Raw genomic sequence first — 22,531 nt, forward strand, 5'->3', positions numbered from 1 at the left:
GGCCAAGCCGCAACGCCGAGGCTGCAAGGAAGCAAGGCGTCGTATCGACGTGGCGACCCACAGGGGGGAAGTCCAATGGAAGGATGGTTCGGGTTGCTGGTGCTCGCGCTGCTGTCGGTGCCGGTGCTGCTGGTTGTCGCACTGGTCATGATTGCGGGCCTGCGCTCGCGGGTCACCACGCTGGAACTGCGCATCGCGCAGCTGCAGGCTGATCGCGACGTCCAGAGCGGCTCTACGCTCGGCGACTGGATGCAGCGGCAGGCGGGAGCAGGCGCTGCGCCCACCGCGCGCGCTGCACCCGCGGCTCAAACGCCGCCCGGCGCGGTCGATACGCCACCGCCGCCGGTCGCGCCTCCGCTGGTGCCTCGCCCGGAAGCGTCGCGCGGGGCGCCTTCACCGTTGCCGGCACGGCCGCAAGTCGAAGCAAGGCCCGCTGCCGCCCGGGCACAGGCCGCACGGCCCGATCCCATCGCACTGGCCGCGCGCGCAGCGAGGCGCTGGTTCACCGAGGGCAACGTACCGGTGAAGGTCGGCATGCTGGTGCTGATGGCCGGCGTGGCCGCACTGCTCAAGTACGCGAGCGACCAGGGCTGGATGACGTTGCCGATCGAGCTGCGGCTCGCCGGCATCGGCTCGGCGGCGCTTACCGCGCTCGTGTTCGCATGGCGCCAGCGCGACGCCCGTCGCGGCTTCGCGCTCGCGTTGCAGGGTGGTGCGATCGGCGTGCTGCTGCTGGTCGTGTTCGCGGCATCGAAGCTCTACCAGTTGCTGCCCGCGGGCGCGGCGTTCGGGCTCAGCGTCGTGCTGGTCGCCGGGCTGGGCGTGTTGTCGGTACTGCAGAACGCGCGCGTGCTCGCCGTGCTCGGCCTGCTTGCTGGCTTCCTCGCGCCGATCTGGCTCTCGACCGGGCAGGGCAGCCATGTCGCGCTGTTCGGCTATTACGCATTGCTCAATACGGGCATTTTCGCCATCGCCTGGGTGCGCCCGTGGCGCATGCTCAATGCGCTGGGCTTCGCGTTTACGTTCGGCATCGGCACGCTTTGGGGCGTACTGAGCTACCGCCCGGAGCACTTCGCGACCGTCCAGCCGTTCCTGCTGCTGTTCTTCGCGTTCTACCTGCTGATCCCGATTCTGTACGCCCGCCGGCGCGCACCCGGCCGGCGCGATTTCGTCGATGGCTGCCTGCTGTTCGGCACGCCGCTGGTCGCGTTTTCGCTGCAGGCCGCGTTGCTCGAAGGCGAACGGCTGCCGCTCGCGTTCTGCGCGGTCGGGCTCGGCGCGCTGTATGCGGCGCTGGCGACATGGTTGCGACGGCGCGAGCATTTCGAGCCGCTGGTGGCGCCGTACGCGGTACTCGCGGTGGGCTTTGCAACGCTCGCTGTACCGCTCGCACTGTCGGCGCGCGCGACTGCGGGTGTGTTCGCACTCGAAGGCGCGGCGGCCGCGTGGCTGGGCCTTCGGCAGCAGCGGCGCCTGCCGCAGCTGGGCGGCGCGCTGCTGCAGGTCGCGGCGGCGGTTGCGTTCTTTATCGGCGGCACGGATGTGCCTGCAGGTGCCCCGGCCATTGCGAATGCCGCGTTCATGAGCGCAGCGCTGATCGCGCTCGCGGGATTTGCCAGTGCGTACAGCTACCGGCGCGAAACCGGCACTAACGTGGCGGCGGCGTACTACCTCTGGGGGCTCGCATGGTGGCTCGGAAACGGGCTGGGCGAGATTGACGGCTTCCTCGTCGCGGTCGCGAAGGCCGACGCCGCGTTGCTGTTCCTGGTCGCCAGTGGCTGGCTTGCCGCGGTCATGCACCGGCGCGAGCCTGCCCCGGCACTGGCGTGGACCGCGATGGCCGCGCTGGCGTGCGCACTGCCGCTCGCATGGCTGCAGGCCGCGGCGCATGCGCAGCCGTTCGCAGGTCTCGGCGCGCTCGCATGGGTTGCTTACGCGCTGGCGGGCGCGTCAATGCTGAGGATTCTCGGCACGCAGGTCGAACGCGGGCTCGGCGCGGCGCATTCGGCCTGGCTGCTCGCGTGGGCGCTCGCACTGTCGCTGGCGCTGCACGAGATCGCGCAGCAGACGGGCCTCGGCGGTGGTTGGCGCTTCGCGCTGGTCGCGCTGCCGTGGCTGGCGCTGGCGGCGGCCGCGCAATGGCGGCCGGGTCGGGTGGCGTGGCCGCTCGCGCATGCGTTCGATCAGTGGCGGGCACCGCTTCAGCAGGGTTTGATGACCGTGGTCGCGATCGGCAGCGCGATGGCACTTTTCCACGCCGCGCAGAGCACGCCGCTGCCGTGGCTGCCACTGCTCAATCCGCTCGAGCTGGCCCAGCTGGCCGCGCTTGGGGTGCTTGCCGGCTGGCTCGCCTCACCGCTGGCACCGGTGCTCTGGCGCGAACGGCGCATCCCGCTGCTTGCTGGCGCTGCATTCGCGCTCGTGAGCACGACCACGCTGCGCACGGCGCACCACTGGGGCGGTGTCGACTGGGATGCCGGGATGCTGTCGACCAGCCTCGTGCAGACCAGCCTGACGGTCGTCTGGAGTCTGCTCGGGGTGTTCGGCTGGATCGTCGGTTCGCGCCGGGGGCAGCGCACGCTCTGGCTCGCGGGCGCCGTGCTGATGGCGGTGGTACTCGCGAAGCTGCTGCTGATCGATCGCCTGCATCTGGGCAACCTGCTCGGCATCGTGTCGTTCATGGCGTACGGCGTGCTGTGCACGGTGGTTGGGTACTTCGCGCCGGCACCGCCGCGCGCGGCGACTGTCACGCTCGCGGCCGACGGGAGCCCGGCATGAAGCGCCTAATGGCCTGCATCGCGCTGCTGCTGCCGATAGTCGCCCTCGCGACGCCCCGCGGCGACTACGCCTGGCAGTGGCCGCTCGCTGCGGCGCGGTCGGACGACGGAGCCTTCCGGGTCGTGCTCGACGAGACCGTCTACCGGCGTATCCGTACGCCGACGCTGCGCGACCTGACCGTCATCGATCGCAACGGCGCGGCGATGCCCGCGTCGCTGATCGCGGCCGCTCCGCCCGCGGCGCGGGTTGCGCCGCGGCGGCAACTGCCGTGGTTCGCGTTGCCGCCGCCCTCGCGCAGTACCGCGGACGGTCATTGGTCCCTGGTTACCGAGGCCGATGCGGACGGTCGCCTGCGGCGGGTGGACGTACGCGGCGGCGCGCCGCAGGCGCCCGGTGCGCCGCAGGGGGCGTTGCTCGTCGATGCCAGCAGCGTGCGTGCTCCGCTGGCCGCGCTCGAACTCGAATGGCGCGATGTGGGCGCAGTCGATGCCGGCTACCGCATCGAGGCCAGCCACGACCTCGAGCACTGGCGCACCCTGGCTACGCACGGCCGACTCGTGGACCTGCGCCAGGACGGCCGCCGGCTGCTGCAGCAGCGCATCGAGTTCAGCGATGCGCCGGTCGCGCGCTATCTGCGCCTGACCCCGGAGCCGGGCGCCGCCGGCCTTGAAATCACTGCGGTCACTGCAGAAGTCGCGGTTGCTGCACCGACCGTCCCGCCGCGCTGGCTTACGCTATCGCCGCGCCCGGCGGCCGCGGAGTCTTCGCAGCAAGCGACGGTCTTCGAATACGAGCTGGACGGGCGTTTCCCGGTGCATACCGCCGATGTCGAGCTGCCGGGCAACCACGCGGTCGAGTGGCGGCTCGAAACACGCGACGACCCCGAGGCGCCGTGGCGCGCCGTGGCAGGCCCATGGATCGCGTTCCGCATCGGCGCATCGGCCAGCAGCACGCACTCCGCTCCGCAGCCGCTCGCGCGGCTCGTGCGCGATCGTTACTGGCGCCTGCGTTCGAGCGCGCCGATCAGCGGATCGCCGGTGTTGCGGCTCGGTTACCGGCCCGAATCACTGGTGTTCGTCGCCCAGGGCGCGCCGCCGTACACGCTGGTGGCCGGCAGTGCCGAAGCGCGTCGCGCCGACGCTCCAGTGCCGGCGCTGCTCGATGCACTGCGTGCTGCGCGCGGCACCGGCTGGCAGCCGGCCATGGCCCGGCTCGGTGCGATGCGCGAACTCGCAGGCGAGGCGGCGCTGCGCCCGGTGCGCGACTGGAAGGCATGGCTGCTGTGGAGCGTGCTGGGGCTGGCGGCAATCACCGTGGCGGCCTTCGCGGCCAGCCTGTTACACGCACCGCGTCCTGCGCGGGGCTGAGCCGGCGTTTTCCATCCGGACCGGCCGCCGCGACAATACGCGGCTTGGCCCACCGTGCCGTCCCAGTCCAGGAGCTTTGCCTTGACCATTCTTCGCATGACCGACCTCGACCTCGCCGGCAAGCGCGTGCTGATCCGCGAGGACCTCAACGTGCCCATCGAACGCAGCCAAAGCGGCGAGGCCCGCATCACCTCCGAACAGCGCATCCAGGCGGCACTGCCGACGCTGCGCGCTGCGCTGGAAAAAGGCGCTGCGGTGATGGTGATGTCGCACCTGGGCCGGCCGAAGGAAGGCGTGTGGAGCCCGGAGGATTCGCTCGAGCCGGTCGCGAAGCGGCTGTCGGAACTGCTCGGCGTCGAAGTGCCGCTGGTGCGCGACTGGGTCGGCGGCGTGGAGGTGAAGCCCGGCGAGATCGCGTTGCTCGAAAACTGCCGCATGAATGTCGGCGAGGGCAAGGACGACGAGGCGCTGTCGAAGGCGTACGCGGCGCTGTGCGACGTGTTCGTCATGGATGCGTTCGGCACCGCGCACCGCGCGCAGGCCTCCACGCATGGCGTGGCCCGGCACGCGAAGATCGCCTGCGGTGGCCCGCTGCTGATGGCCGAGCTCGATGCGCTTGCGAACGCGCTCGAAACGCCGGCCCGCCCGCTTCTCGCGATCGTTGCCGGCAGCAAGGTGTCGACGAAGCTCGAACTGCTGTCGTCGCTGGTCGGCAAGGTCGACCAGCTGATTGTCGGCGGCGGCATCGCGAACACGTTCATTGCTGCGATGGGCCATGACGTCGGCAAGTCGCTGGTCGAGCGCGACCTCGTCGACACCGCGAAGCAGATCATGGCGCAGGCGAAGGCGCGCGGCGCCGACATTCCGGTGCCGACCGACGTCGTCGTTGCGCCCGAGTTCAAGGCCGACGCGCCGGCGACCGTGAAGCCGGTCGATCAGGTCGGCGCGGACGACATGATCCTCGACATCGGCCCGGACACCGCGGCGCGCTATGCCGAGCTGATCCGCAATGCCGGCACCGTGGTCTGGAATGGCCCGGTCGGCGTGTTCGAGTTTGATGCGTTCGGCCGCGGCACCGAAGCGCTCGCGCGTGCGATTGCCGAGAGCTCGGCCTTCTCGATCGCCGGTGGCGGCGACACGCTTGCAGCGGTCGACAAGTACGGCATCGAGCAGCAGGTCTCCTACATCTCGACCGGCGGCGGCGCATTCCTCGAGTTCCTCGAAGGCAAGACGCTGCCGGCCGTGGCCGCGCTAGCGCAGCGCGGCGCTTGAGCGGGCCGGTCAGCGCGTCGACGCTGCTGTTCGACCTCGACGGCACGCTGATCGATTCGGCCATTGGCATCACCCGCTGCGCGGCGTACGCGTTCGAGCAGCTGGGTGAGCCGGTGCCGGACGATGCGACGCTGCGCAGCTGGATCGGGCCGCCGCTGCGCGACAGCTTCGCGCCGTTGCTGCACGACTTCGCCCGCATCGAGCGCGCGGTCGAGCTGTACCGCGAGCGGTACGAAGTTGCCGGCTGGTCCGAGCACGTCGTGTACGCGGGCATTGCCGGCGCGATCGAGTCGTTGCATGCGGCCGGGCATCGCCTGGCCGTCGTGACGGCGAAGAACGAGCCGCATGCGCGCAAGATCGTTTCGCATCTGCCATTCGGCCATCACTTCGACAACGTGATCGGCGCAACGCTGGACGGGCGCCTGAGCCACAAGCCCGAACTGATCGCCGAGGCGCTCGAACGCCTCGGCGTGCCCGCGTCCGAGTGCTGCATGATCGGCGACCGCCGCATGGACATGGACGGCGCAGCGTTCCATCGCATGCCGGGCGTCGGCGTACTGTGGGGCTTCGGCAGCGAGGACGAGCTGCGCGGCGCCGGCACACGCGTGCTCGCGGCCGCGCCTGCGCAACTGCCGAGCCTGTTCACACGCTGACCGCTCGTTCGGGCTGAGCTACGAAGGCGCGGTCGGCCCTGGGTTGGCCGCGTTCCGGTGCAGCGAGTGTCACGGCCGCGTGGCTGCTTCGCCGGCCCGCCAGTCACGTGCAAGCAGACCGTAAAGCACGGTGTCGCACAGCTCGCCGGCCACGTGCCAACGCTCACGCAGCAGCCCTTCACGCACGAAGCCCAGCTGCTCGACGAGGCGGCACGACGCGGCATTGCGCGGATCGATGTCGGCTTCGATACGACGAAGCCCGAGCACATCGAACGCATGCGTGATCACGAGCTGCACCGCTTCGCGCGCATAGCCGTGGCCCCAGTGGGCAGACGACAGCGCATAGCCGATCTCGGCCCGGCCCTGCTCGCGGTTGATGGCGTACAGCGTGACCGCGCCGATCAGACGGTCGTCGGCCGGCAGCGCGATCACGCGGCAGAGCATCCGGTCCGGGTCGCGGCCGGCCTTCGCGCTCTCGAAATACGCTTGCGCCTGCGACAGGTCGGTCCATGCCGCGAAGCTCCAGTACCGCATCACGCGCGGGTCGGAGTGCAGCGCAAAGAACTGCGGCAGGTCGTCGTCGCGGAACGCGCGCAGTCGTACGCGCAAACCGTCGAGTACGGTCATGTCCAGGTCGTTATCAGGGCTTCGGCAGGGCTTGCTCATCGCATACGTATGCAGTCAACGTGGTATCCGTGCTGTGCTAGCTTGCCGCGGAATCTTGGAGTCATGCCATGAGTGTAAAAACGCGTCGTACGAAAATCCTGGTCACCCTCGGACCGGCAACCGATCCGCCGGGCGTGCTCGACGCGCTGCTCAAGGCCGGGATCGACTGCGTCCGGCTCAACTTCTCCCACGGCGACCCGTCCGACCAGATCGAGCGCGCAAACGCGCTGCGGGCAGCCGCCAAACGCGCCGGGCGCGAGGTGGGCATCCTCGTCGACCTGCCCGGGCCCAAGATCCGCATCGAGCGCTTCACCGAAGGCCGCGTGCAGCTGAAAGCGGGTGAACGCTTCGACCTCGTGGCCAGCAACGACGCGCCGGAAGGCAACGAGCGTGAGGTCGGCGTCAGCTACCTCGGCCTGCCAGGCGATGTCGCGCCCGGCGATACGCTGCTGCTCGACGACGGCATGATGCAGATGCGCGTCGAGCGCGTCGAAGGCGAACGCATCATCACCACCGTGCTCAACGACGGTGCGCTGTCGAACCGCAAGGGACTCAACAAGCTCGGTGGCGGCCTGTCGCTTGGCGCGTTGACCGAGCGCGACTGCGAGCTGATCAAGATCGCGGCCGAGATCGGTGCCGACTTTATTGCCGTCTCGTTCTGCCGCACCGCGCAGGACATGGAAGACGCCCGCCGCGTTGCACGCGAAGCCGGCAGCGATGCGTTCCTCGTATCGAAGATCGAGCGCGCCGAAGCGATCGAGAACCTCACCGAGATCATCCAGGCCAGCGACGTCGTCATGGTCGCGCGTGGTGACCTCGGCGTCGAGATCGGTGACGCCGAACTGCCGGGCCTGCAGAAGAAGATCATCCGCGAGGCCGTGCGCTGCAACCGCGTCGTGATTACTGCCACGCAGATGCTGCAGTCGATGGTCGACAGCCCGATCCCGACCCGTGCCGAAGTGCTCGACGTTGCGAACTCGGTGATCGACGGCACCGATACAGTGATGCTGTCGCAGGAGAGCGCGGCCGGCAAATACCCGGTCAAGTCGGTCGAGGCGCTGGTGCGCATCTGCCTCGGCGCCGAGCGCACGTTCGCGCACGACACCGATTTCGAAGCCGCGCCCCGCAACCTCGAGCGCGCCGACCAGGCGATCGCGATGGCGGCGATGTTCCTGTCCGAGCACATCGGTGTGCGTGCGATCGTCGCGATCACCGAGTCCGGCGGTACGCCGCGGTATCTGTCGCGGTTCCGCTCGCCGTCGCCGGTATTCGCGCTGTCGAACGACGCCGGCGTGCGCCGCCGCATGTCGCTGATGCGCGACGTCACCGCGGTGCCGTTCGAGATCGGTGGCATGGGCGCGCGCGAAGCGGCCCGGCGCGCGGCGAAGCAGCTGTTCGATGCGGGGCTGTTCGAGGTCGGCGACCAGCTGATCTTCACCAGCGGTGAAACCATGGGTCAGCATGGCGCGACCAATACGCTTCGCCTGCTGCAGATCGGCGAGAACGGCGTGGCCGAGGGGCTCGGCGAGCTGTAACGCGGCCCACGCGCCCGCATTGCGGCCGCCTGCAGCGGGCGGCCGCCCGACCACATGTGTCGTCGATGCAACTGCCTTGCAGGCGGTAGGCCAGGCCGTGTGCGAACGCTTCACACGGTGCGCACTTGGCGCGACCGTTATAATTGCGGGCTTCCTTCCGCTCCCGCAGGACGTCTCATGAGCATCGAACAGCTGGCCGAAACCGCACTGGCCATGGTGGCCCCGGGCAAGGGCATCATCGCGATCGACGAGTCCACCTCCACCATCAAGAAGCGCTTCGACAGCGTCGGCATCGAGTGCACCGAGGAGAATCGTCGCGCCTACCGCGAGATGCTGCTCGGCACCCCGAACCTGAGCCAGTACATCTCCGGCGCCATCCTGTTCGACGAAACGATCCGCCAGTCCACCAAGGACGGCGTACCGTTCGCGAAGCTGATGATGGACAACGGCATGATCCCGGGCATCAAGGTCGACAAGGGCACGCATGCGCTCGCCGGTTTCCCGGGTGAGGTCGTGACCGAAGGCCTCGACGGCCTGCGCGGCCGCCTCGAGGAGTACTACAAGCTCGGCGCGCGTTTCGCGAAGTGGCGCGCGGTGATCAACATCAGTGACGACGCGCCGTCGGGCACCTGCATCGACGCGAACACCCACGCGCTCGCGCGCTACGCCGCGCTGTGCCAGGAGCAGGGCCTGGTGCCGATGGTGGAGCCGGAAGTGATCATGGACGGCAGCCACGACATCGACACCTGCTACGAGGTCACCGAAGTCACGCTGCGCTCGCTGTTCGCATCGCTGTACGAGCATAACGTCATGCTCGAGGGTACGATCCTCAAGGCATCGATGGTGATCCCGGGCACCACCAGCGGCGAGAAGGCCTCGGTCGAGGAAGTCGCCGCAGCCACGCTGCAGTGCCTGAAGTCGACCGTGCCGGCGACGCTGCCGGGCATCGTGTTCCTGTCCGGCGGCCAGTCCGACGAGGACGCGACCGCGCACCTGGACGCAATGAACCGCATGGGTCCGAATCCGTGGCCGCTGTCGTTCTCGTACGGCCGCGCAATGCAGTCGGCAGCGCTGAAGCTGTGGGCGCAGGACCTGCAGGGCAACATCGATCAGGCGCGCCAGACCGTGTTCGACCGCGCACGCGACAACGGCCTGGCAGCGCTCGGCCAGTGGAAATCGGCTGCCTGAGTTTGGCTGCCCGACGCGCTGCTCCGGTAGCGCGGTGAAACGAAAACGCCGGCGATGAGCCGGCGTTTTCATGTCCGGATCCGTCCGGGAGCGAGGCGGACGGCCGGCTGCGACCGCGCTTGTTTGCGCGTTACATCGAGCGACGCACGCTCGGTGCCGGTTCGGCGGTACCCAGACGCGTGGTGGCCGAGCCGCCTTCGAGCTCGACCCGGTACAGGTCGGCCATGACCCGGTCGGCGCAGCAGAAGATCACGCGTGCCGGCCGTGGATTGGCATCTTTCCAGGCATGCACTTCGGCCACTGCGATCTTCACCGCCTGCTCGGGCGGATAGCCGTACGCGCCGCAGCTGATCGCCGGGAACGCGATCGAGCTGATCTTGTGGTTGAGCGACAGCTCGAGAACGCTGCGGTAGCAGCGCGCAAGCAGCTCGGGTTCGCCGGCTTCGCCGCCCTGCCAGATCGGGCCGACGGTGTGGATGACGTGGCGCGCCAGCAGCCGGTAGGCGCCGGTGATCCGGGCCTCGCCGACCCGGCAGCGGATGCCGGGCTCGACTTCGGCCAGTCGCCGGCATTCGGCGAGCAGGCCCGGGCCTGCCGCGCGGTGGATTGCGCCGTCGACGCCGTTGCCGCCGAGCAGCGTTTCGTTTGCCGCGTTGACGATCGCGTCGGCCGCAACGACGGTGATGTCGCCCTGGATGACTTCAATTCCCATATCTACGCTCCTTCCAGCTCGGAGAGCCAGTCGTCGTCCGAACCTTCGCCGATGTTTTCGAAAAGGAAAGTGGAGAGGTAACGCTCGCCGGTGTCGGGGAGCATCGCGAGGATCACCGCGCCTTTGTCGGCTTCCTGGGCAACCTTCAACGCGGCGGCGACCGTGGCGCCGGCAGAGATGCCGACGAACAGGCCTTCCTCGCGTGAAAGTCGCCGCGCGGTGTCGCGCGCGAGCACGTCATCGATCGGCCGCACCGCGTGGGCAGCGTCGCGATCGAGTACCTCGGGCACGAAGTCGGGCGTCCAGCCCTGGATCTTGTGTGGCTGCCAGTCGGCGCCGGACAGCAGGGCCGCGCCCGCCGGTTCGCAGGCGGTAATGCGCACTTCGGGGCGTGCTAGCCGCAGCATCTGGCCGACGCCGGTCAGCGTGCCGCCCGTGCCCCAGCCGGTCACGAAGTGATCGAGCCGGCGGCCGGCGAAGTCGCGCAGGATTTCCGCGGCGGTCGTCTGGCGGTGGTAGGCCGGGTTGGCAGGGTTGGCGAACTGGCGGGCGAGGAACCAGCCATGCTGCTCGGCCAGTTCGGTTGCGCGGCGCACCATGCCGGTGCCGCGTTCGGCTGCGGGCGTGAGGATGACTTTCGCGCCGTAGGCCTTCATCAGCTTGCGGCGCTCGACCGAGAAGCTGTCGCTCATCACCGCGACGAACTGATAGCCGCGCGCTGCGCAGACCATCGCCATCGCGACGCCGGTGTTGCCCGAGGTGGCCTCGATGATGGTGTCGCCGGGCTTCAGCGCGCCGCGCGCTTCGGCATCGAGCACGATCGCGAGTGCGAGCCGGTCCTTGACCGAACCACCGGGGTTGAACGATTCCACCTTCGCGTACAGCTCGACACCCTGCGGCGCCAGCCGGTGCAGGCGGACGATGGGTGTGTGGCCGATGGTGTCGAGGATGCTGTCGAAGATCATGCGCGGTTCTCCCTGGGGGAAACGTCAGCCGCCGCCAACGACGGCCGCGTCACGGTGCGTCATGCATCACGGCCCCATCGTGCGCCCTGTCACGCTTCCTGTCGAGCCACCTTGCCCGATCCCGTTCAGGGCTTTGCCCGGTCGGGCCGCGTGAGCCGTGCGCTTCGTGCCGCCATTGGCTGCCACGAAGGAGTGAGGGATGCGGGGCTAGACTCGCCCGCTTGCCGTCCCCCACCGGTCCCAACGATGCCCAGTCCGCGTTCCGTCGGCGCCTTTCCGCACGCCGCTGCTGTGTTGATGCTCGTCCTGCTGGCCGCCTGCACCGGTGGCGACGATGCCGCGCCTGGTCGCGGTGGTGGCGGTGGCGCGCGCGGCGGCGGGGGCGAGGACCGTCCCGTGCCGGTCACGACCGCGCAGGTACAGCCGCGTGCGTTCAGCGACACCGTGCAGGCGCTCGGCACCGTGCAGGCCCGCGAGTCGGTGACGCTGACCGCGAAGGTCAGCGAAACCGTTGAGCGTGTGCATTTCGACAGCGGTGAGGTGGTCAAGGCCGGCGCGCCGCTGATCACACTGAGCGGGCAGGCCCAGCAGGCGTCACTGCGCGAGGCGCAGGCGACGGCCGAAGAAGCGGAGCGTTTGTTCCAGCGCCAGAACGAGCTGGCCGGGCAGCAGCTGATCGCACGCTCGCAGCTCGACGCGCAGCGCGCGACGCGCGATGCGGCGCGGGCGCGCGTGGCGCAGATCCGCGCACAGCTCGGCGACCGCACGATCCGCGCACCGTTCGCCGGCGTACTCGGCCTGCGCCAGGTCAGCCCCGGCACCCTGGTTACGCCGGGCACGGTAATCGCCACGCTCGACGACACCGCGCGTGTGCACGTGGATTTTCCGGTCCCCGAAACGCAGCTTGCGCAGGTCGCGCCGGGACAGGCGCTGACTGCGACGAGCGCGGCGTATCCCGGCCGCCGCTTCGACGGCACGGTCGCAACGGTCGACTCACGCATCGATGCCGGCACGCGCGCCGTCACCGTGCGCGGCGATTTCCCGAATCCCGAGCGCCTGCTGCGCCCTGGCATGCTGATGGAAGTCACGCTGTCGCAGGCCGAGCGCCGCGCGCTGCTGGTGCCGGAAATCGCAGTGGTGCAGGTGGGCAGCGACTCGTTCGTCTATCGCGTGAAGCCCGACGGCTCGGTCGAGCGCGCCGACGTGCGCACCGGGGCGCGCCGCGAAGGGCAGGTTGAAATCACCTCCGGGCTGGCCGCCGGCGATCGCATCGTCGTCGACGGCACCGGCAAACTGCGGCCGGGCGCGAAGATCAGCGAAGCGGGTCAGAGGCCCGCCGCCGGCGCCCCGGCGGGAGCCGCACGGTGAGCAGGCCGACCTTCCCGATGGGGCTGCCGGCGCGATGCGCTGACACCCGCCACCGCGTGGGGACGACGGAGCAGCCGCGATGAGCCTGTCGGACCTGTCGATCCGGCGGCCGGTGTTCGCCACCGTGGTCAGCCTGCTGCTGATCGTGCTCGGCGTGATGGCCTACCTGCGCCTGACGCTGCGCGAGCTGCCGGCGATCGACCCGCCGGTGGTGTCGGTCGACGTCAGCTATCCGGGCGCCTCGGCCGCGGTCGTCGAAACCCGAATCACCCAGGTGCTCGAGGACGCGCTCGCCGGCATCGAGGGCATCGAGACGATCGAGTCGCGCAGCGTCAACGGGCGCGCGTCGATCAGCATCGAATTCACGCTTGCGCGCGAGATCGAGGCCGCCGCGAACGACGTGCGCGATGCGGTCAGCCGCGTCGCCGACCGCCTGCCGGACGAGGCCGATCCGCCCGAGATCGAGAAGGTCGAGAGCGATTCGGAGGTGATCGTCTGGCTCAACATGAGCTCCAGCGCAATGGACACGCTGCAGCTCACCGATTACGCCGAGCGTTATGTCGTCGACCGGCTGTCGAGCCTCGACGGCGTGGCCCAGGTGCGCGTCGGCGGCAGCCAGCGCTATGCGATGCGCGTGTGGCTCGATCGCGACGCACTGGCCGCGCGCGGCGTGACCGTGAGCGAGGTCGAGACCGCATTGCGCGCCGAGAACGTCGAGCTGCCGGCCGGCCGCATCGAATCGGACACGCGCGATTTCACGCTGCGCGTCGCGCGCGGTTATCTCGAGCCCGAGGACTTCGCGCAGATTCCGCTGCGACAGGGCACTGACGGTTACGTCGTGCGGCTCGGCGACGTGGCGAAGGTCGAACTCGCCTCGGCCGAGCGCCGTGCGTACTACCGCAGCAACGGTGAGCCGAACATCGGCCTCGGTGTCGTCAAGACCTCGACCGCGAACAGCCTCGACGTCGCGCGTGCGGCGCGTGCCGAGGCCGAGCGTATCCAGGCGACGCTGCCGGAAGGCACGAAGATCTTCGTCGCGTTCGACAGCACGGTGTTCATCGAGGCCGCGGTCAACCGCGTCTACTGGACGCTCGGCGAGGCGATCGTGTTGGTGCTGCTCGTGATCTGGCTGTTCCTCGGCAGCCTGCGCGCGGCGCTGATCCCGGCAGTCACGGTGCCGGTGTGCCTGGTTGCGGCGTTCATCCCGCTGTACGCGTTCGGGTTTTCGATCAACCTGATGACGCTGCTCGCGCTGGTGCTGTGCATCGGCCTGGTGGTCGATGACGCGATCGTCGTGCTCGAGAACATCCAGCGCCGCGCCGACCTCGGCGAGCCCCGGTTGGTTGCCGCGCGGCGCGGCACCAAGCAGGTCTCGTTCGCGGTAATCGCCACGACTGCGGTGCTGGTGGCGGTGTTTCTGCCGATCGGCTTCATGGAAGGCAACACCGGCCGCTTGTTCCGCGAGCTGTCGGTCGCGCTCGCAGGTGCGGTCGCGATTTCGGCCTTCGTCGCGCTGACGCTGACGCCGATGATGTCGTCCAAGCTGGTGCGCCCGCATCGCGAGGAGAAGGCGAGCTTCGTCAACCGCTGGGTCAACGCGCGGCTGGACGGCGTGACGCGTCGCTATCGCGGGCTGTTGGACCGCACGGTCGACCGGCCATGGTTGTTCGGCGCGCTGATGCTCGGTGCGCTGGCGTTGAGCTTCGTGCTGATCAAGCTGGTGCCGTCGGAGCTTGCGCCGGCCGAGGATCGCGGCGCGTTCTTCGTGTCGGTCGTCGGCCCCGAGGGCGCCGGCTTCGACTACACGGTCGGCCAGATCGAGCAGGTCGAGAACATCCTGTCCAAGTACACCGGCGATGCCGAGTCGGGCGCGCCGATCCAGCGAGCGAACACGCGCGTGCCCGGCGGCTTCGGCGCGAGCGAGGAGATGCACACCGGCCAGGTGATCGTCTTTTTGCAGGACTGGGACAAGCGCGAGACCACGACGAACGATGTGGTCGATTCGCTGCGTGGCGAGCTCGGCAGGCTGCCCGGCGTGCGTGCGAACCCGCAGGTGCGCACCGGCCTGGTGCGCAGCCGCGGCCAGCCGCTGCAGATCGTGCTGGGCGGGCCCGAGTACGGGGACCTCGCGCGCTGGCGCGACATCCTGATCGAGCGGATGGAAGCGAACCCACAGCTGTTTTCGGTCGATTCCGATTACAAGGAAACGCGGCCGCAGATGCGCGTGGACATCAACCGCCAGCGCGCCGCGGACCTCGGCGTCAGCGTCACCGACATCGGCCGCGCGCTGGAGACGATGATGGGCAGCCGGCGCGTGACCACGTTCGTGCGCGAGGGCGAGGAGTACGACGTCATCGTGCAGGCCGATCGCGCCGCCCGCGCATCGCCCGCAGACCTGGCCGCGATCCAGGTGCGTGCGCGCGACGGCGCACTGGTGCCGCTGTCGAACCTGGTCACGCTGCGCGAGCTCGCCGAGCCCGGCAGCCTCAACCGCTTCAACCGCCTGCGCGCGATCACGATCAGCGCGGCGCTTGCGCCGGGCTATCCGATGGGCGAGGCGATCGCGTGGCTCAACGGCGTGGTCGAAGAAGAACTGCCCGAGCACGCCCAGGTCGACTGGAAAGGCGAATCGCGCGAATACCAGGCCGCGGGCGGTGCAGTGCTGCTGACATTCACGCTGGCGCTGCTGGTCGTGTACCTGGTGCTGGCGGCGCAGTTCGAAAGCTTCATCCACCCGTTCGTGATCATGCTCACCGTGCCGCTCGGCGTGCTGGGTGCGCTGATCGGGCTGTGGATCACCGGCGGCTCGCTCAACCTCTTCAGCCAGATCGGCATCGTGATGCTAGTCGGCCTGGCGGCGAAAAACGGCATCCTGATCGTCGAGTTCGCAAACCAGCTACGCGACGAGGGCATGGCGATCCGCGAGGCGATCATCGAATCGTCCGCGGTGCGCCTGCGCCCGATCCTGATGACCTCGCTGGCGACCGTGGTCGGCGCGTTGCCGCTGGTGCTCGCCGGCGGCCCGGGCTCGGCAAGTCGCGCGACGATCGGCGTCGTGGTGATCTTCGGCGTGTCGTTCTCGACGCTGCTGTCGCTGTTCGTCGTGCCGGCGTTCTACGGGGTGCTTGCGAAATACACGCGCTCGCCGGACGCGGTCGCGCACGAGCTGGAAAAGCTGGAGGCCAGCACGCCGGAAGTCGGCGGGCACGCCTGAGGCCCGTGCGGCACTCAAGCGCGGGCGCTGCGGAACGACGCGCCCGCGACAGTCGCGCCGGCAAGCTCGGTGCATGGCCGGGACCGACGCGATCGTCATCGGCGCCGGGCTCGCCGGACTTGCATGCGCGCTTGCGCTGTCCGACCGCGGCCTGCGCGTCACCGTACTCGAGGCGAGCGACACGCCCGGCGGGCGGGCACGCAGCTGGACCGACGCGACGACCGGCGACCGCGTCGATATCGGCCCGCACATCCTGCTGTCCGAATACCGCAACCTGCGCGCGATGCTCGAGCGGCTAGGCACGCACGAGCAGATCGCCTGGCAGGGCCGGCGCTTCCTGCTGCTGGCCGACCAGCCGCAACTGGAGATCCGCGTCGACCCGCTGCCCGCGCCGCTGCATCTGCTGCCGAGCCTGCTGAAGGCGCCGCAGGCGCCGATGCATGACCTGGTCTCGAATGCACGCGTGCTGTGGCGCACCCTGCGGCTGACGGCCGATGACGTGCAGGCGCTCGATGCGATCGACGCCGAGACGCTCGTGCGCAGGCTGGGCGTGACGCCGCACTTCATCGACTGGTTCTGGCGCACAGGCGCGATGACGCTGATGAACGTGCCGCTGGGCGAGTGCTCGGCCGGCGCCCTGCTGCAGCTGTTCCGCTTTCTGATCGGCGTCAGCGGTTACGAGGTCGGGCTGGCGAAGGTCGGGCTCGGCGATCTGTTCGCGCCGGCGGCGATCCGCGCGATCGAGGCGAACGGGGGCAAGGTGCGGTTCGGCGCGCCGGTCGCAGGCCTGATCGGCGATGCGTCGGCGACCGGCGTGCGCCTCCGCGATGGCGCCGAGCTGCATGCGCCGCGGTGCATCGCCGCGGTGCCGCCGGACGCGCTCAGAGCGATGCTGCCGCCGCACTGGACCGGGCGCCACGGGTTGTTCGATTCGTTCGCCCGGTTCAAGCCAAGCCCGTACATCAGCAGCTACCTCTGGTTCGATCGCAAGCTCACCCGCGAGCCGTTCTGGTCGAAGGTCTGGACGCCGCGCACGCTGCACTACGATTTCTACGACCTGTCGAACATCCGTAGCGGCTGGCGGGACCGCGCGTCTGTGATCGCCTGCAACCTGATCCACAGCGACCGTGCCGCCGGGCTTTCGGACGACCAGATCGTCCAGGCGGCGGTGCGCGAAGCGGCCGAGTTCGTCCCCGGCGCGGCCGATGCCCACGTGACGCACGCGAGCGTGCACCGGATTCCGATGGCGATCCCGTCGCCGCACCCGGGCACCGAGCGTTTGCGCCCGGGGCCCATCACGCCGGTCGAAGGGTTGTTTCTCGCGGGCGACTGGCTCGACACCGGCTTGCCATCCTCGATGGAAAGCGCCGTGCGTGGCGGCTGGCTGGCAGCGGAGGCCGTGCTGTCGACCGCAGGCGGTCGCGCCGAGGCGATCGCGCGGCCGGTGCCGACGCTGCAGGGGCTTGCGGCGCTGATCGGGCACCGTTCGCTGCGCTGAGCCGCGCGGCGGCCGGACGCGCCCGGCTATCATCGGCGGCCCGCTCGAGGTCACCGCCATGCCGTCGCCCTGGAAGTCCCGCAGCGAACGCGAACCGCGCCGGCCGCCCGCATCGGACGCCGGGCGCGGACCGGCCGGTCCAGGCCCACGCGAAGAGCTGCGCCTGTACGGGCTCAACGCCGTGCGTGCGGTGTTCGCGCGCCGGCCCGATGCGATCCGCAAGCTGTACCTGACCGAGGGGCGCATTCCCGCGCTGCAGCCGCTGCTGAAGTGGTGCGTCGCGCACCGCGTCGGCTATCGCGTGGTCGAGGAAGAGGACCTGCATCGGCTGGCCGCGAGCGCGCATCACGAAGGCGTGGTCGCCGATGTGCTGCGTGTCGAGCCGACGCCACTGTCGGCGTGGCTGCGCGACCTGCCCGATGGGCCGCAGTGCGCGATCTGGCTCGACGGCGTAGGCAATCCGCACAACTTCGGCGCGATCCTGCGCTCGGCCGCGCATTTCGGCGTGGCCGCGGTGCTGCTGCCGAAGGACTCGACACTGGCGCTGTCCGGCGCGGCCGCACGCGTGGCCGAAGGCGGCGCCGAGGCGGTGCCGCTGGTGCGGCTCGGGCGCAGCGACAACGCGCTCGCTCAGCTGCGTGGCGCCGGTTTCACGCTCGCCGCGACGGTGGTGTCCGGCGGCCGCGACCTGTTCGCGACCGCGCCGCCGGCGCGGCTGGTGTACGTGCTGGGCGCCGAAGGCGAGGGCATGGACCGCGAGCTGGCATCGGGCTGTGACCTCCAACTGTCGATCCCGGGCACTGGCGCGGTCGAAAGCCTGAACGTGGCTGCGGCGACTGCCGTGATGCTGGCGGCGTGGCGGGCCCGGGCGTGATTGCAGAGGCTGCCTGGGACTCGCTACCCGATTGGGAAGTTGAAGCCGGCCCGATCCGGCAAACCGAAGCCCATGCAGTGCAGGACGTGCTCGCCGCGCCGGCCGTGCCCGGTAGGTGCGTGCTGTGCGAAGCCGCGTACGGCTTCGAGCAAGCGCCTTCAGCCGATTCGATGCGCGAAGGTCTGGCCTGCGTCCGCTGCCGTTGCAACGCACGCCAGCGTGCCGCAGCCCAAATGCTGCTCGCCGCCTTGCCGTCGCCGGCGACCGCGCGGGTCTATGGGACCGAGCAGGCGAGCCCGTTTTTCGTCGCACTGCGGCGGCGCGTCGGCACACTGGTCGGCAGCGAGTACCGGCCGGGCTGGCGCAGGCGTCTGAGGCTGTCGGCGTGGCTGCTGCGGCAGGGCGTACGCGCGTGGATCCGCGATGAGGACCTGACGGCGTTGAGGCTGCCCGACGCGTCGCTCGACGCGGTGATCAGCCTCGACGTACTCGAGCACGTGCCGGACTTCCGCGCGGCGCTGCGCGAATGTGCACGCGTACTGCGGCCCGGCGGAGTGCTGGTGCTGACGGTTCCGTTCTACGAGGACCGCGTCGAGAACGAGCAGATTGCGCGGCTCAATGCGGACGGTTCGATCGAGCACGCAGGCGAGCCCGAGTTCCACGGCGACCCGATCAGCGGCGGCGTGGTGTGCTTCCACCATTTCGGATGGGCGCTGCTCGACGATATGCGTGCTGCTGGACTACGCGAGGTCCAGGCGTGCCGCGTTCAGGGCGTCGATGTGGCGCTGCCGCAGGGTGTGTGGGTGATCCGCGCCTACCGTTGAGGCCAGGTAGTAAGGCCGAGTGAAGCCTAGGCGCCGCTGGAGCGGCGCCACATGCCACGAGCTGCACACGCCGCACACGCCGCGCGCGGTCTAGCGGTCTAGCGGTCGGGTTCGGGATGCTGCAGCGGCAGCTCGGCACGCACTCGTGTCCCGTGCGCGGGATCGCTGTCGACATCGAGGCGGCCGCCGACCTGCTGCGCGCGCTCGCGCATCGTCACCAGGCCGAGTCCGTTCGCGTCGTCGCCGGAGAAGCCGCGGCCGTCGTCGCTGACTTCAAGCGTGAGTGAGTCGTCCTGGCGGGCCAAACGCAGCGTGACGTGGCGGGCCTGCGCGTGGCGCAGCACGTTTGTCAGCGACTCCTGCGCAATGCGGAAGCACGCAAGCTCGACGGCTGGCGGTGGGCGCGCCGGCAAGGGCTCGATGTCGAGCTCGAGCTTCGGGCGGCCGTTGCGGAACATCGTGCCCGCCTGCCAGCGCAGCGCGGCCTCGAGCCCGAGCGCATCAAGTTGCGGCGGGCGCAGCAGCAGCGAGAGGTTGCGCACCTTCGCGACGGTCTGGTCGGTGATCTCGATGATCTCGGCCAGTATCTCGGCGCGTCGTACGGGGTCGGTGTCGTCCTGCAGCGCCATCGCGCCGAGCTTGATCGCGGTGATCTGCTGGCCGATGTCATCGTGCAGCTCGTGCGACAACGTACGGCGCTCGTCTTCCTGCACGCTGAGTACGCGCCGCGTCATTGCCTGCAACTCGTCGTGCTGGCGCTCGAGCTGGTCGCGGATGCGGTCGCTTTCGGACAGGTCACAAACGAACAGCAGCCGTAACGCGCGTCCGCCGACCTCGAGCGCGCGTGCGCTGAGCTCGGCACGGAAGAGCTCGCCATCGGCACGGCGCAAGCTCAGCTGGCGTTCCTGCACGGGTGGTTCGTCGAGCAGGGCCGCGGCCGCATCCGGATCGGCGAACAGGGCCTGTGCCAAGCAGCCCGACAGTGCACGAGGCTGCGCTGCGAACTGGCGGGCAGCAACCGAATTCACCGCGTACACGCGTCCGTCCTGGACCACCACCACGCCCACCGGCAGTGCGTCGGCGAGCGCGAGAAGCTGGCGCTCGCATTCGGCGGGGGGCATCGGGACCGGCGTGTCGGGCATGCGTCGAGTGTGCCGACTGGAGAGTGATTTCGCGAGGGTGCGCGGAGGTTTGTCGCGTGATGCGGGTGCGGGTGGGGCGTGGTGCCCGGTGCCCGGGTGGTGCGAGTGCGGTGCGACTGCGCGGGCAGGGGGCCTTTCGATTGCTGAAGGGGGCTGGCGGCTGCCGGGCAGGGTGGTTGAGCTTGCGACGCTTGAGTACTTGTCCGGCTTTCGCTGCCGCGCGGCGGTTGGGCGACTCGACGACGCGCCGCCTTCCACGGTCGTGGCGACCATAGTGATGCGGTCGCGGGCGCCTCGGCTGGACACGGTTGTGGTGCTCTCCATGGGGTCGCCTGCACCAGTGCGATTACCGCTGCCATTGCGTCCATGGCAGCAGTCGTCCTCGCTCGGCGTTTCCACTGCCCTTGCCCTTGCCCTTTCCTTTTCCCTTTTTCTTGCCGTTGCCGTTGCCGTCGAGCAAAGCCAAAAGCCGATGCAGTCGTAGACCCGAAGGGCGGCGGGCATGGATGCCCGCCGTTTTCCGACTGAGCCATGGAATGGCGAATCGGAACATCCCGACCAGCCGTCCGATCGCCAGCTGTAGATCCCTCGGGGAAAAGCCGTTTCTTTTGGTTACTTTTCTTTGGGCCAGCAAAGAAAAGTGACCCGCCGCAAGGCGGAAGCTCTTGCTCCAAACGCTGTTGGCTTAGGTCGCGAAAAAAAGCGCGTGCGCAGCGCGAGCTCCAGCTTCGACATGACGTTCGGCCGCGCGCGCAGCGACATGCGAGGAGGAGCAACAGCTTCCGCCTGCGGGCGGGTTACTTTTCTTTGCTGGCCCAAAAAAAAGTAACCAAAAGAAATGGCCTTCCCCGGCAGGGCACAGGCTCGCGATCGGCCGGTTGCCGGGGATTTTCCGATTCGCCAATCCTTGGCTCAGTCGGAAAACGGCGGGCATCCATGCCCGCCGCCCTTCGGGTCTACGGTTAGGTCGGCGTTTGGATGTTACGAACGGCAAATGCAGCGACGGCGCCGAAATCGCGATGAACATCGACGCTGGACAGCGATACAGCCACCAACGACATCGTCAACACCAGCAGAAGTGCAGGGAAAGGCACAGGCACAGGCGTAACGCCGCCCACATCGCTGGCAACTGCCAGTCCTAACGAGAAACCAGCAACGAAAAAGGCCGCGCCCTTGCGGTGCGCGGCCTCTCTCATTTTGGTGCGGACTGCGGCTTCCGCGATCAGAACAGCTCGACGCTGCCTGCATCCATCGACTGCTGCATCACCGGCTTGTGCGGCGGACGCTCCCAGTCGGTGCGCATCTGGCCGATGCGCTGGCCGAGGCGGTTGAGCGCCTGCATGCGTTCGGTTTCGTTGATGTTGCCGCGCTGCAGCAGCTCCTGCAGAGCACTCGCTTCACGGTTGATCGCATTCAGGCGGTCGAGGTGGACCGTCGCGGCGCCCAATGCCTGGGTCGCGATGTCCTCGAACTGCAGCGAACGCACGGCCTCGGCCACCGAGACATCGATCGAGCGGCCGCAGTCGGCGATCTCGCGCATGCCGTTGCCCAGGCCGCGGTTGATGCCTTCGACGCGCTCGAGCATCGCAGCGGCTTCGACGCGGGCACCGCGTGAGCGGTCCAGGTCGCGCGAGGCCATCTGCACGACGGTTTCGCGGACGCGGGAGATCGAATCCTTCGAGCTGTGCGCCAGCTTGCGGATCTGCTCGTTGAACGCGGTGCTGCGCTCGGACAGGTTGCGCACCTCGTCGGCGACGACTGCGAAGCCGCGGCCGGCTTCACCCGCACGCGCCGCTTCGATCGCGGCATTCAGCGCGAGCAGGTTGGTCTGGTCGGCGATCGACTTGACGTCTTCGAGCAGTGCGAAGATGCCGTCCAGGTGCACCGCCATCGCATCGATGTGGGTCACGGTGACGTTGCTCTGGCCGGCGACGTCCTCGAGCGCCTCGACGAGCTGCTCCATCTTCTGGCTGGCCTGCAGCGCGAACTGCGACACGTCCATGCCGCCGCTGTTGCCGGAGTCGGTGCGATCGACAATGCGCGCAACGACCTGGCTCTGCTGGCGCGACTGGCGATTGACCGCCTCGAAGCTGTGGCCAAGCTTGGAAACCGACTCGCGGATCAGTTCGCGGGTGCGGTCGATCTCGCCGCGCGAGCCCTGCACTTCGGCGCCGATGAAGGTGCGCATTTCCTCGAGAAGACGGTTCTGCTCGGCCAGCACGTTGCGGTCACGGCCGGCGCCCGGGCGGGTCATGGTCCATGCAAACGCCAGCCATGCGGCCGTCATCGCGACCAGGGCGCCCCAGCGCACCGCGCCGGGCCACTCCATCGCCATGGCGAGGATCAGCAGGAGGGTCATGGCCAGCGGAGCGGCCAGCCGGATCATGGTGCGAGGGTCCATCGTCGATCTCGTCGAGGTGTTCATGAAGGAGGTAACGGCGCGTATCGCGGTCGCTTGAGCGCGATGCCGCAACG

The 22,531-nt window shown here is 69.2% G+C and carries 18 protein-coding genes; 11 read left to right on the forward strand and 7 right to left on the reverse strand.

Annotated features, from left to right (window positions below):
- Window positions 1-75: 75 nt before the first annotated feature.
- The 4 genes from ACFFGH_RS04010 to ACFFGH_RS04025 all read left to right on the forward strand — a co-directional run bounded on the left by ACFFGH_RS04010 (window position 76) and on the right by ACFFGH_RS04025 (window position 6,070).
- Window positions 76-2,778, forward strand: a complete 2,703-nt coding sequence (locus ACFFGH_RS04010; RefSeq protein ID WP_386665003.1) for a DUF2339 domain-containing protein — start codon at window positions 76-78, stop codon at window positions 2,776-2,778.
- On the forward strand, window positions 2,775-4,145 hold the full coding sequence (locus ACFFGH_RS04015; protein ID WP_386665005.1) for a DUF3999 domain-containing protein: 1,371 nt from the start codon (window positions 2,775-2,777) through the stop codon (window positions 4,143-4,145). Before ACFFGH_RS04010 ends, ACFFGH_RS04015 begins: the two co-directional genes overlap by 4 nt.
- Before the next feature lie 81 nt (window positions 4,146-4,226).
- Window positions 4,227-5,417 carry a phosphoglycerate kinase gene (locus tag ACFFGH_RS04020; protein WP_386665007.1) on the forward strand — a complete coding sequence of 397 codons (1,191 nt, stop codon included), beginning with the start codon at window positions 4,227-4,229 and terminating at the stop codon, window positions 5,415-5,417.
- Complete coding sequence (locus ACFFGH_RS04025; protein WP_386665008.1) at window positions 5,414-6,070, forward strand: HAD hydrolase-like protein; 657 nt, start codon at window positions 5,414-5,416, stop codon at window positions 6,068-6,070. Before ACFFGH_RS04020 ends, ACFFGH_RS04025 begins: the two co-directional genes overlap by 4 nt.
- A 69-nt stretch (window positions 6,071-6,139) precedes the next feature.
- On the opposite strand, the gene ACFFGH_RS04030 is transcribed toward ACFFGH_RS04025, so the two are convergent.
- Window positions 6,140-6,697: a GNAT family N-acetyltransferase gene (locus ACFFGH_RS04030; RefSeq protein WP_386665009.1), complete on the reverse strand. Its 558-nt coding sequence runs from the start codon at window positions 6,695-6,697 to the stop codon at window positions 6,140-6,142.
- Between the two features lie 107 nt (window positions 6,698-6,804).
- On the opposite strand from ACFFGH_RS04030, the gene pyk reads away from it, so the two are divergent.
- The gene (pyk, locus tag ACFFGH_RS04035; RefSeq protein WP_386665011.1) at window positions 6,805-8,271 is read left to right on the forward strand and encodes a pyruvate kinase; all 1,467 of its coding nucleotides are present in this window, start codon (window positions 6,805-6,807) and stop codon (window positions 8,269-8,271) included.
- 177 nt (window positions 8,272-8,448) lie between these two features.
- Window positions 8,449-9,459, forward strand: coding sequence for a class I fructose-bisphosphate aldolase (locus ACFFGH_RS04040; RefSeq protein WP_386665013.1), 1,011 nt, complete (start codon window positions 8,449-8,451; stop codon window positions 9,457-9,459).
- A gap of 130 nt (window positions 9,460-9,589) precedes the next feature.
- On the opposite strand, the gene ACFFGH_RS04045 is transcribed toward ACFFGH_RS04040, so the two are convergent.
- Entirely contained in the window at window positions 9,590-10,171 is a 582-nt protein-coding gene (locus ACFFGH_RS04045; protein WP_386665014.1) for an O-acetyl-ADP-ribose deacetylase, read from the reverse strand.
- Window positions 10,172-10,173: 2 nt separating this feature from the next.
- Window positions 10,174-11,136 (reverse strand): cysteine synthase A, encoded by a 963-nt coding sequence (cysK, locus tag ACFFGH_RS04050; protein ID WP_386665015.1) that lies wholly within the window; start codon window positions 11,134-11,136, stop codon window positions 10,174-10,176.
- 246 nt (window positions 11,137-11,382) lie between these two features.
- Between cysK and ACFFGH_RS04055 the strand changes: the two genes are divergently transcribed.
- The 5 genes from ACFFGH_RS04055 (at window position 11,383) to ACFFGH_RS04075 (ending at window position 18,914) form a co-directional block, all read left to right on the forward strand.
- A complete protein-coding gene (locus ACFFGH_RS04055; RefSeq protein WP_386667335.1) occupies window positions 11,383-12,504 on the forward strand; it encodes an efflux RND transporter periplasmic adaptor subunit in 1,122 nt (373 codons plus the stop codon).
- A 79-nt stretch (window positions 12,505-12,583) separates the two neighbouring features.
- Window positions 12,584-15,718, forward strand: a complete 3,135-nt coding sequence (locus ACFFGH_RS04060; protein ID WP_386665017.1) for an efflux RND transporter permease subunit — start codon at window positions 12,584-12,586, stop codon at window positions 15,716-15,718.
- 73 nt (window positions 15,719-15,791) lie between these two features.
- Window positions 15,792-17,216: a hydroxysqualene dehydroxylase HpnE gene (hpnE, locus tag ACFFGH_RS04065; protein WP_386665019.1), complete on the forward strand. Its 1,425-nt coding sequence runs from the start codon at window positions 15,792-15,794 to the stop codon at window positions 17,214-17,216.
- 58 nt (window positions 17,217-17,274) lie between these two features.
- On the forward strand, window positions 17,275-18,090 hold the full coding sequence (locus tag ACFFGH_RS04070) for a TrmH family RNA methyltransferase (protein ID WP_386665021.1): 816 nt from the start codon (window positions 17,275-17,277) through the stop codon (window positions 18,088-18,090).
- 233 nt (window positions 18,091-18,323) lie between these two features.
- A complete protein-coding gene (locus ACFFGH_RS04075) occupies window positions 18,324-18,914 on the forward strand; it encodes a class I SAM-dependent methyltransferase (protein ID WP_386665022.1) in 591 nt (196 codons plus the stop codon).
- Window positions 18,915-19,012: 98 nt separating this feature from the next.
- Here ACFFGH_RS04075 and ACFFGH_RS04080 read toward each other — a convergent pair whose 3' ends face one another.
- The 4 genes from ACFFGH_RS04080 to ACFFGH_RS04095 all read right to left on the reverse strand — a co-directional run bounded on the left by ACFFGH_RS04080 (window position 19,013) and on the right by ACFFGH_RS04095 (window position 22,457).
- Window positions 19,013-20,056: a sensor histidine kinase gene (locus ACFFGH_RS04080; protein ID WP_386665024.1), complete on the reverse strand. Its 1,044-nt coding sequence runs from the start codon at window positions 20,054-20,056 to the stop codon at window positions 19,013-19,015.
- Between the two features lie 346 nt (window positions 20,057-20,402).
- The gene (locus tag ACFFGH_RS04085) at window positions 20,403-20,609 is read right to left on the reverse strand and encodes a hypothetical protein (protein WP_386665026.1); all 207 of its coding nucleotides are present in this window, start codon (window positions 20,607-20,609) and stop codon (window positions 20,403-20,405) included.
- 409 nt (window positions 20,610-21,018) lie between these two features.
- Window positions 21,019-21,252, reverse strand: a complete 234-nt coding sequence (locus tag ACFFGH_RS04090; protein ID WP_386665027.1) for a hypothetical protein — start codon at window positions 21,250-21,252, stop codon at window positions 21,019-21,021.
- Window positions 21,253-21,278: 26 nt separating this feature from the next.
- Entirely contained in the window at window positions 21,279-22,457 is a 1,179-nt protein-coding gene (locus ACFFGH_RS04095) for a methyl-accepting chemotaxis protein (RefSeq protein WP_386665029.1), read from the reverse strand.
- Window positions 22,458-22,531 lie beyond the last annotated feature (74 nt).

Source organism: Lysobacter korlensis (assembly GCF_042434515.1).

Excerpts from the sequence above, each read along its gene's own strand:
- ACFFGH_RS04095 (WP_386665029.1), bottom strand. The coding sequence starts at position 22,457 with ATGGACCCTCGCACCATGATCCGGCTGGCCGCTCCGCTGGCCATGACC.
- ACFFGH_RS04045 (WP_386665014.1), bottom strand. The coding sequence starts at position 10,171 with ATGGGAATTGAAGTCATCCAGGGCGACATCACCGTCGTTGCGGCCGAC.
- cysK (WP_386665015.1), bottom strand. The coding sequence starts at position 11,136 with ATGATCTTCGACAGCATCCTCGACACCATCGGCCACACACCCATCGTC.
- ACFFGH_RS04075 (WP_386665022.1), top strand. The coding sequence starts at position 18,324 with ATGCTGCTCGCCGCCTTGCCGTCGCCGGCGACCGCGCGGGTCTATGGG.
- ACFFGH_RS04085 (WP_386665026.1), bottom strand. The coding sequence starts at position 20,609 with ATGTTCCGATTCGCCATTCCATGGCTCAGTCGGAAAACGGCGGGCATC.
- ACFFGH_RS04015 (WP_386665005.1), top strand. The coding sequence starts at position 2,775 with ATGAAGCGCCTAATGGCCTGCATCGCGCTGCTGCTGCCGATAGTCGCC.
- hpnE (WP_386665019.1), top strand. The coding sequence starts at position 15,792 with ATGGCCGGGACCGACGCGATCGTCATCGGCGCCGGGCTCGCCGGACTT.
- ACFFGH_RS04055 (WP_386667335.1), top strand. The coding sequence starts at position 11,383 with ATGCCCAGTCCGCGTTCCGTCGGCGCCTTTCCGCACGCCGCTGCTGTG.
- ACFFGH_RS04040 (WP_386665013.1), top strand. The coding sequence starts at position 8,449 with ATGAGCATCGAACAGCTGGCCGAAACCGCACTGGCCATGGTGGCCCCG.
- ACFFGH_RS04080 (WP_386665024.1), bottom strand. The coding sequence starts at position 20,056 with ATGCCCGACACGCCGGTCCCGATGCCCCCCGCCGAATGCGAGCGCCAG.
- pyk (WP_386665011.1), top strand. The coding sequence starts at position 6,805 with ATGAGTGTAAAAACGCGTCGTACGAAAATCCTGGTCACCCTCGGACCG.
- ACFFGH_RS04010 (WP_386665003.1), top strand. The coding sequence starts at position 76 with ATGGAAGGATGGTTCGGGTTGCTGGTGCTCGCGCTGCTGTCGGTGCCG.
- ACFFGH_RS04070 (WP_386665021.1), top strand. The coding sequence starts at position 17,275 with ATGCCGTCGCCCTGGAAGTCCCGCAGCGAACGCGAACCGCGCCGGCCG.
- ACFFGH_RS04060 (WP_386665017.1), top strand. The coding sequence starts at position 12,584 with ATGAGCCTGTCGGACCTGTCGATCCGGCGGCCGGTGTTCGCCACCGTG.
- ACFFGH_RS04030 (WP_386665009.1), bottom strand. The coding sequence starts at position 6,697 with ATGACCGTACTCGACGGTTTGCGCGTACGACTGCGCGCGTTCCGCGAC.
- ACFFGH_RS04090 (WP_386665027.1), bottom strand. The coding sequence starts at position 21,252 with ATGAGAGAGGCCGCGCACCGCAAGGGCGCGGCCTTTTTCGTTGCTGGT.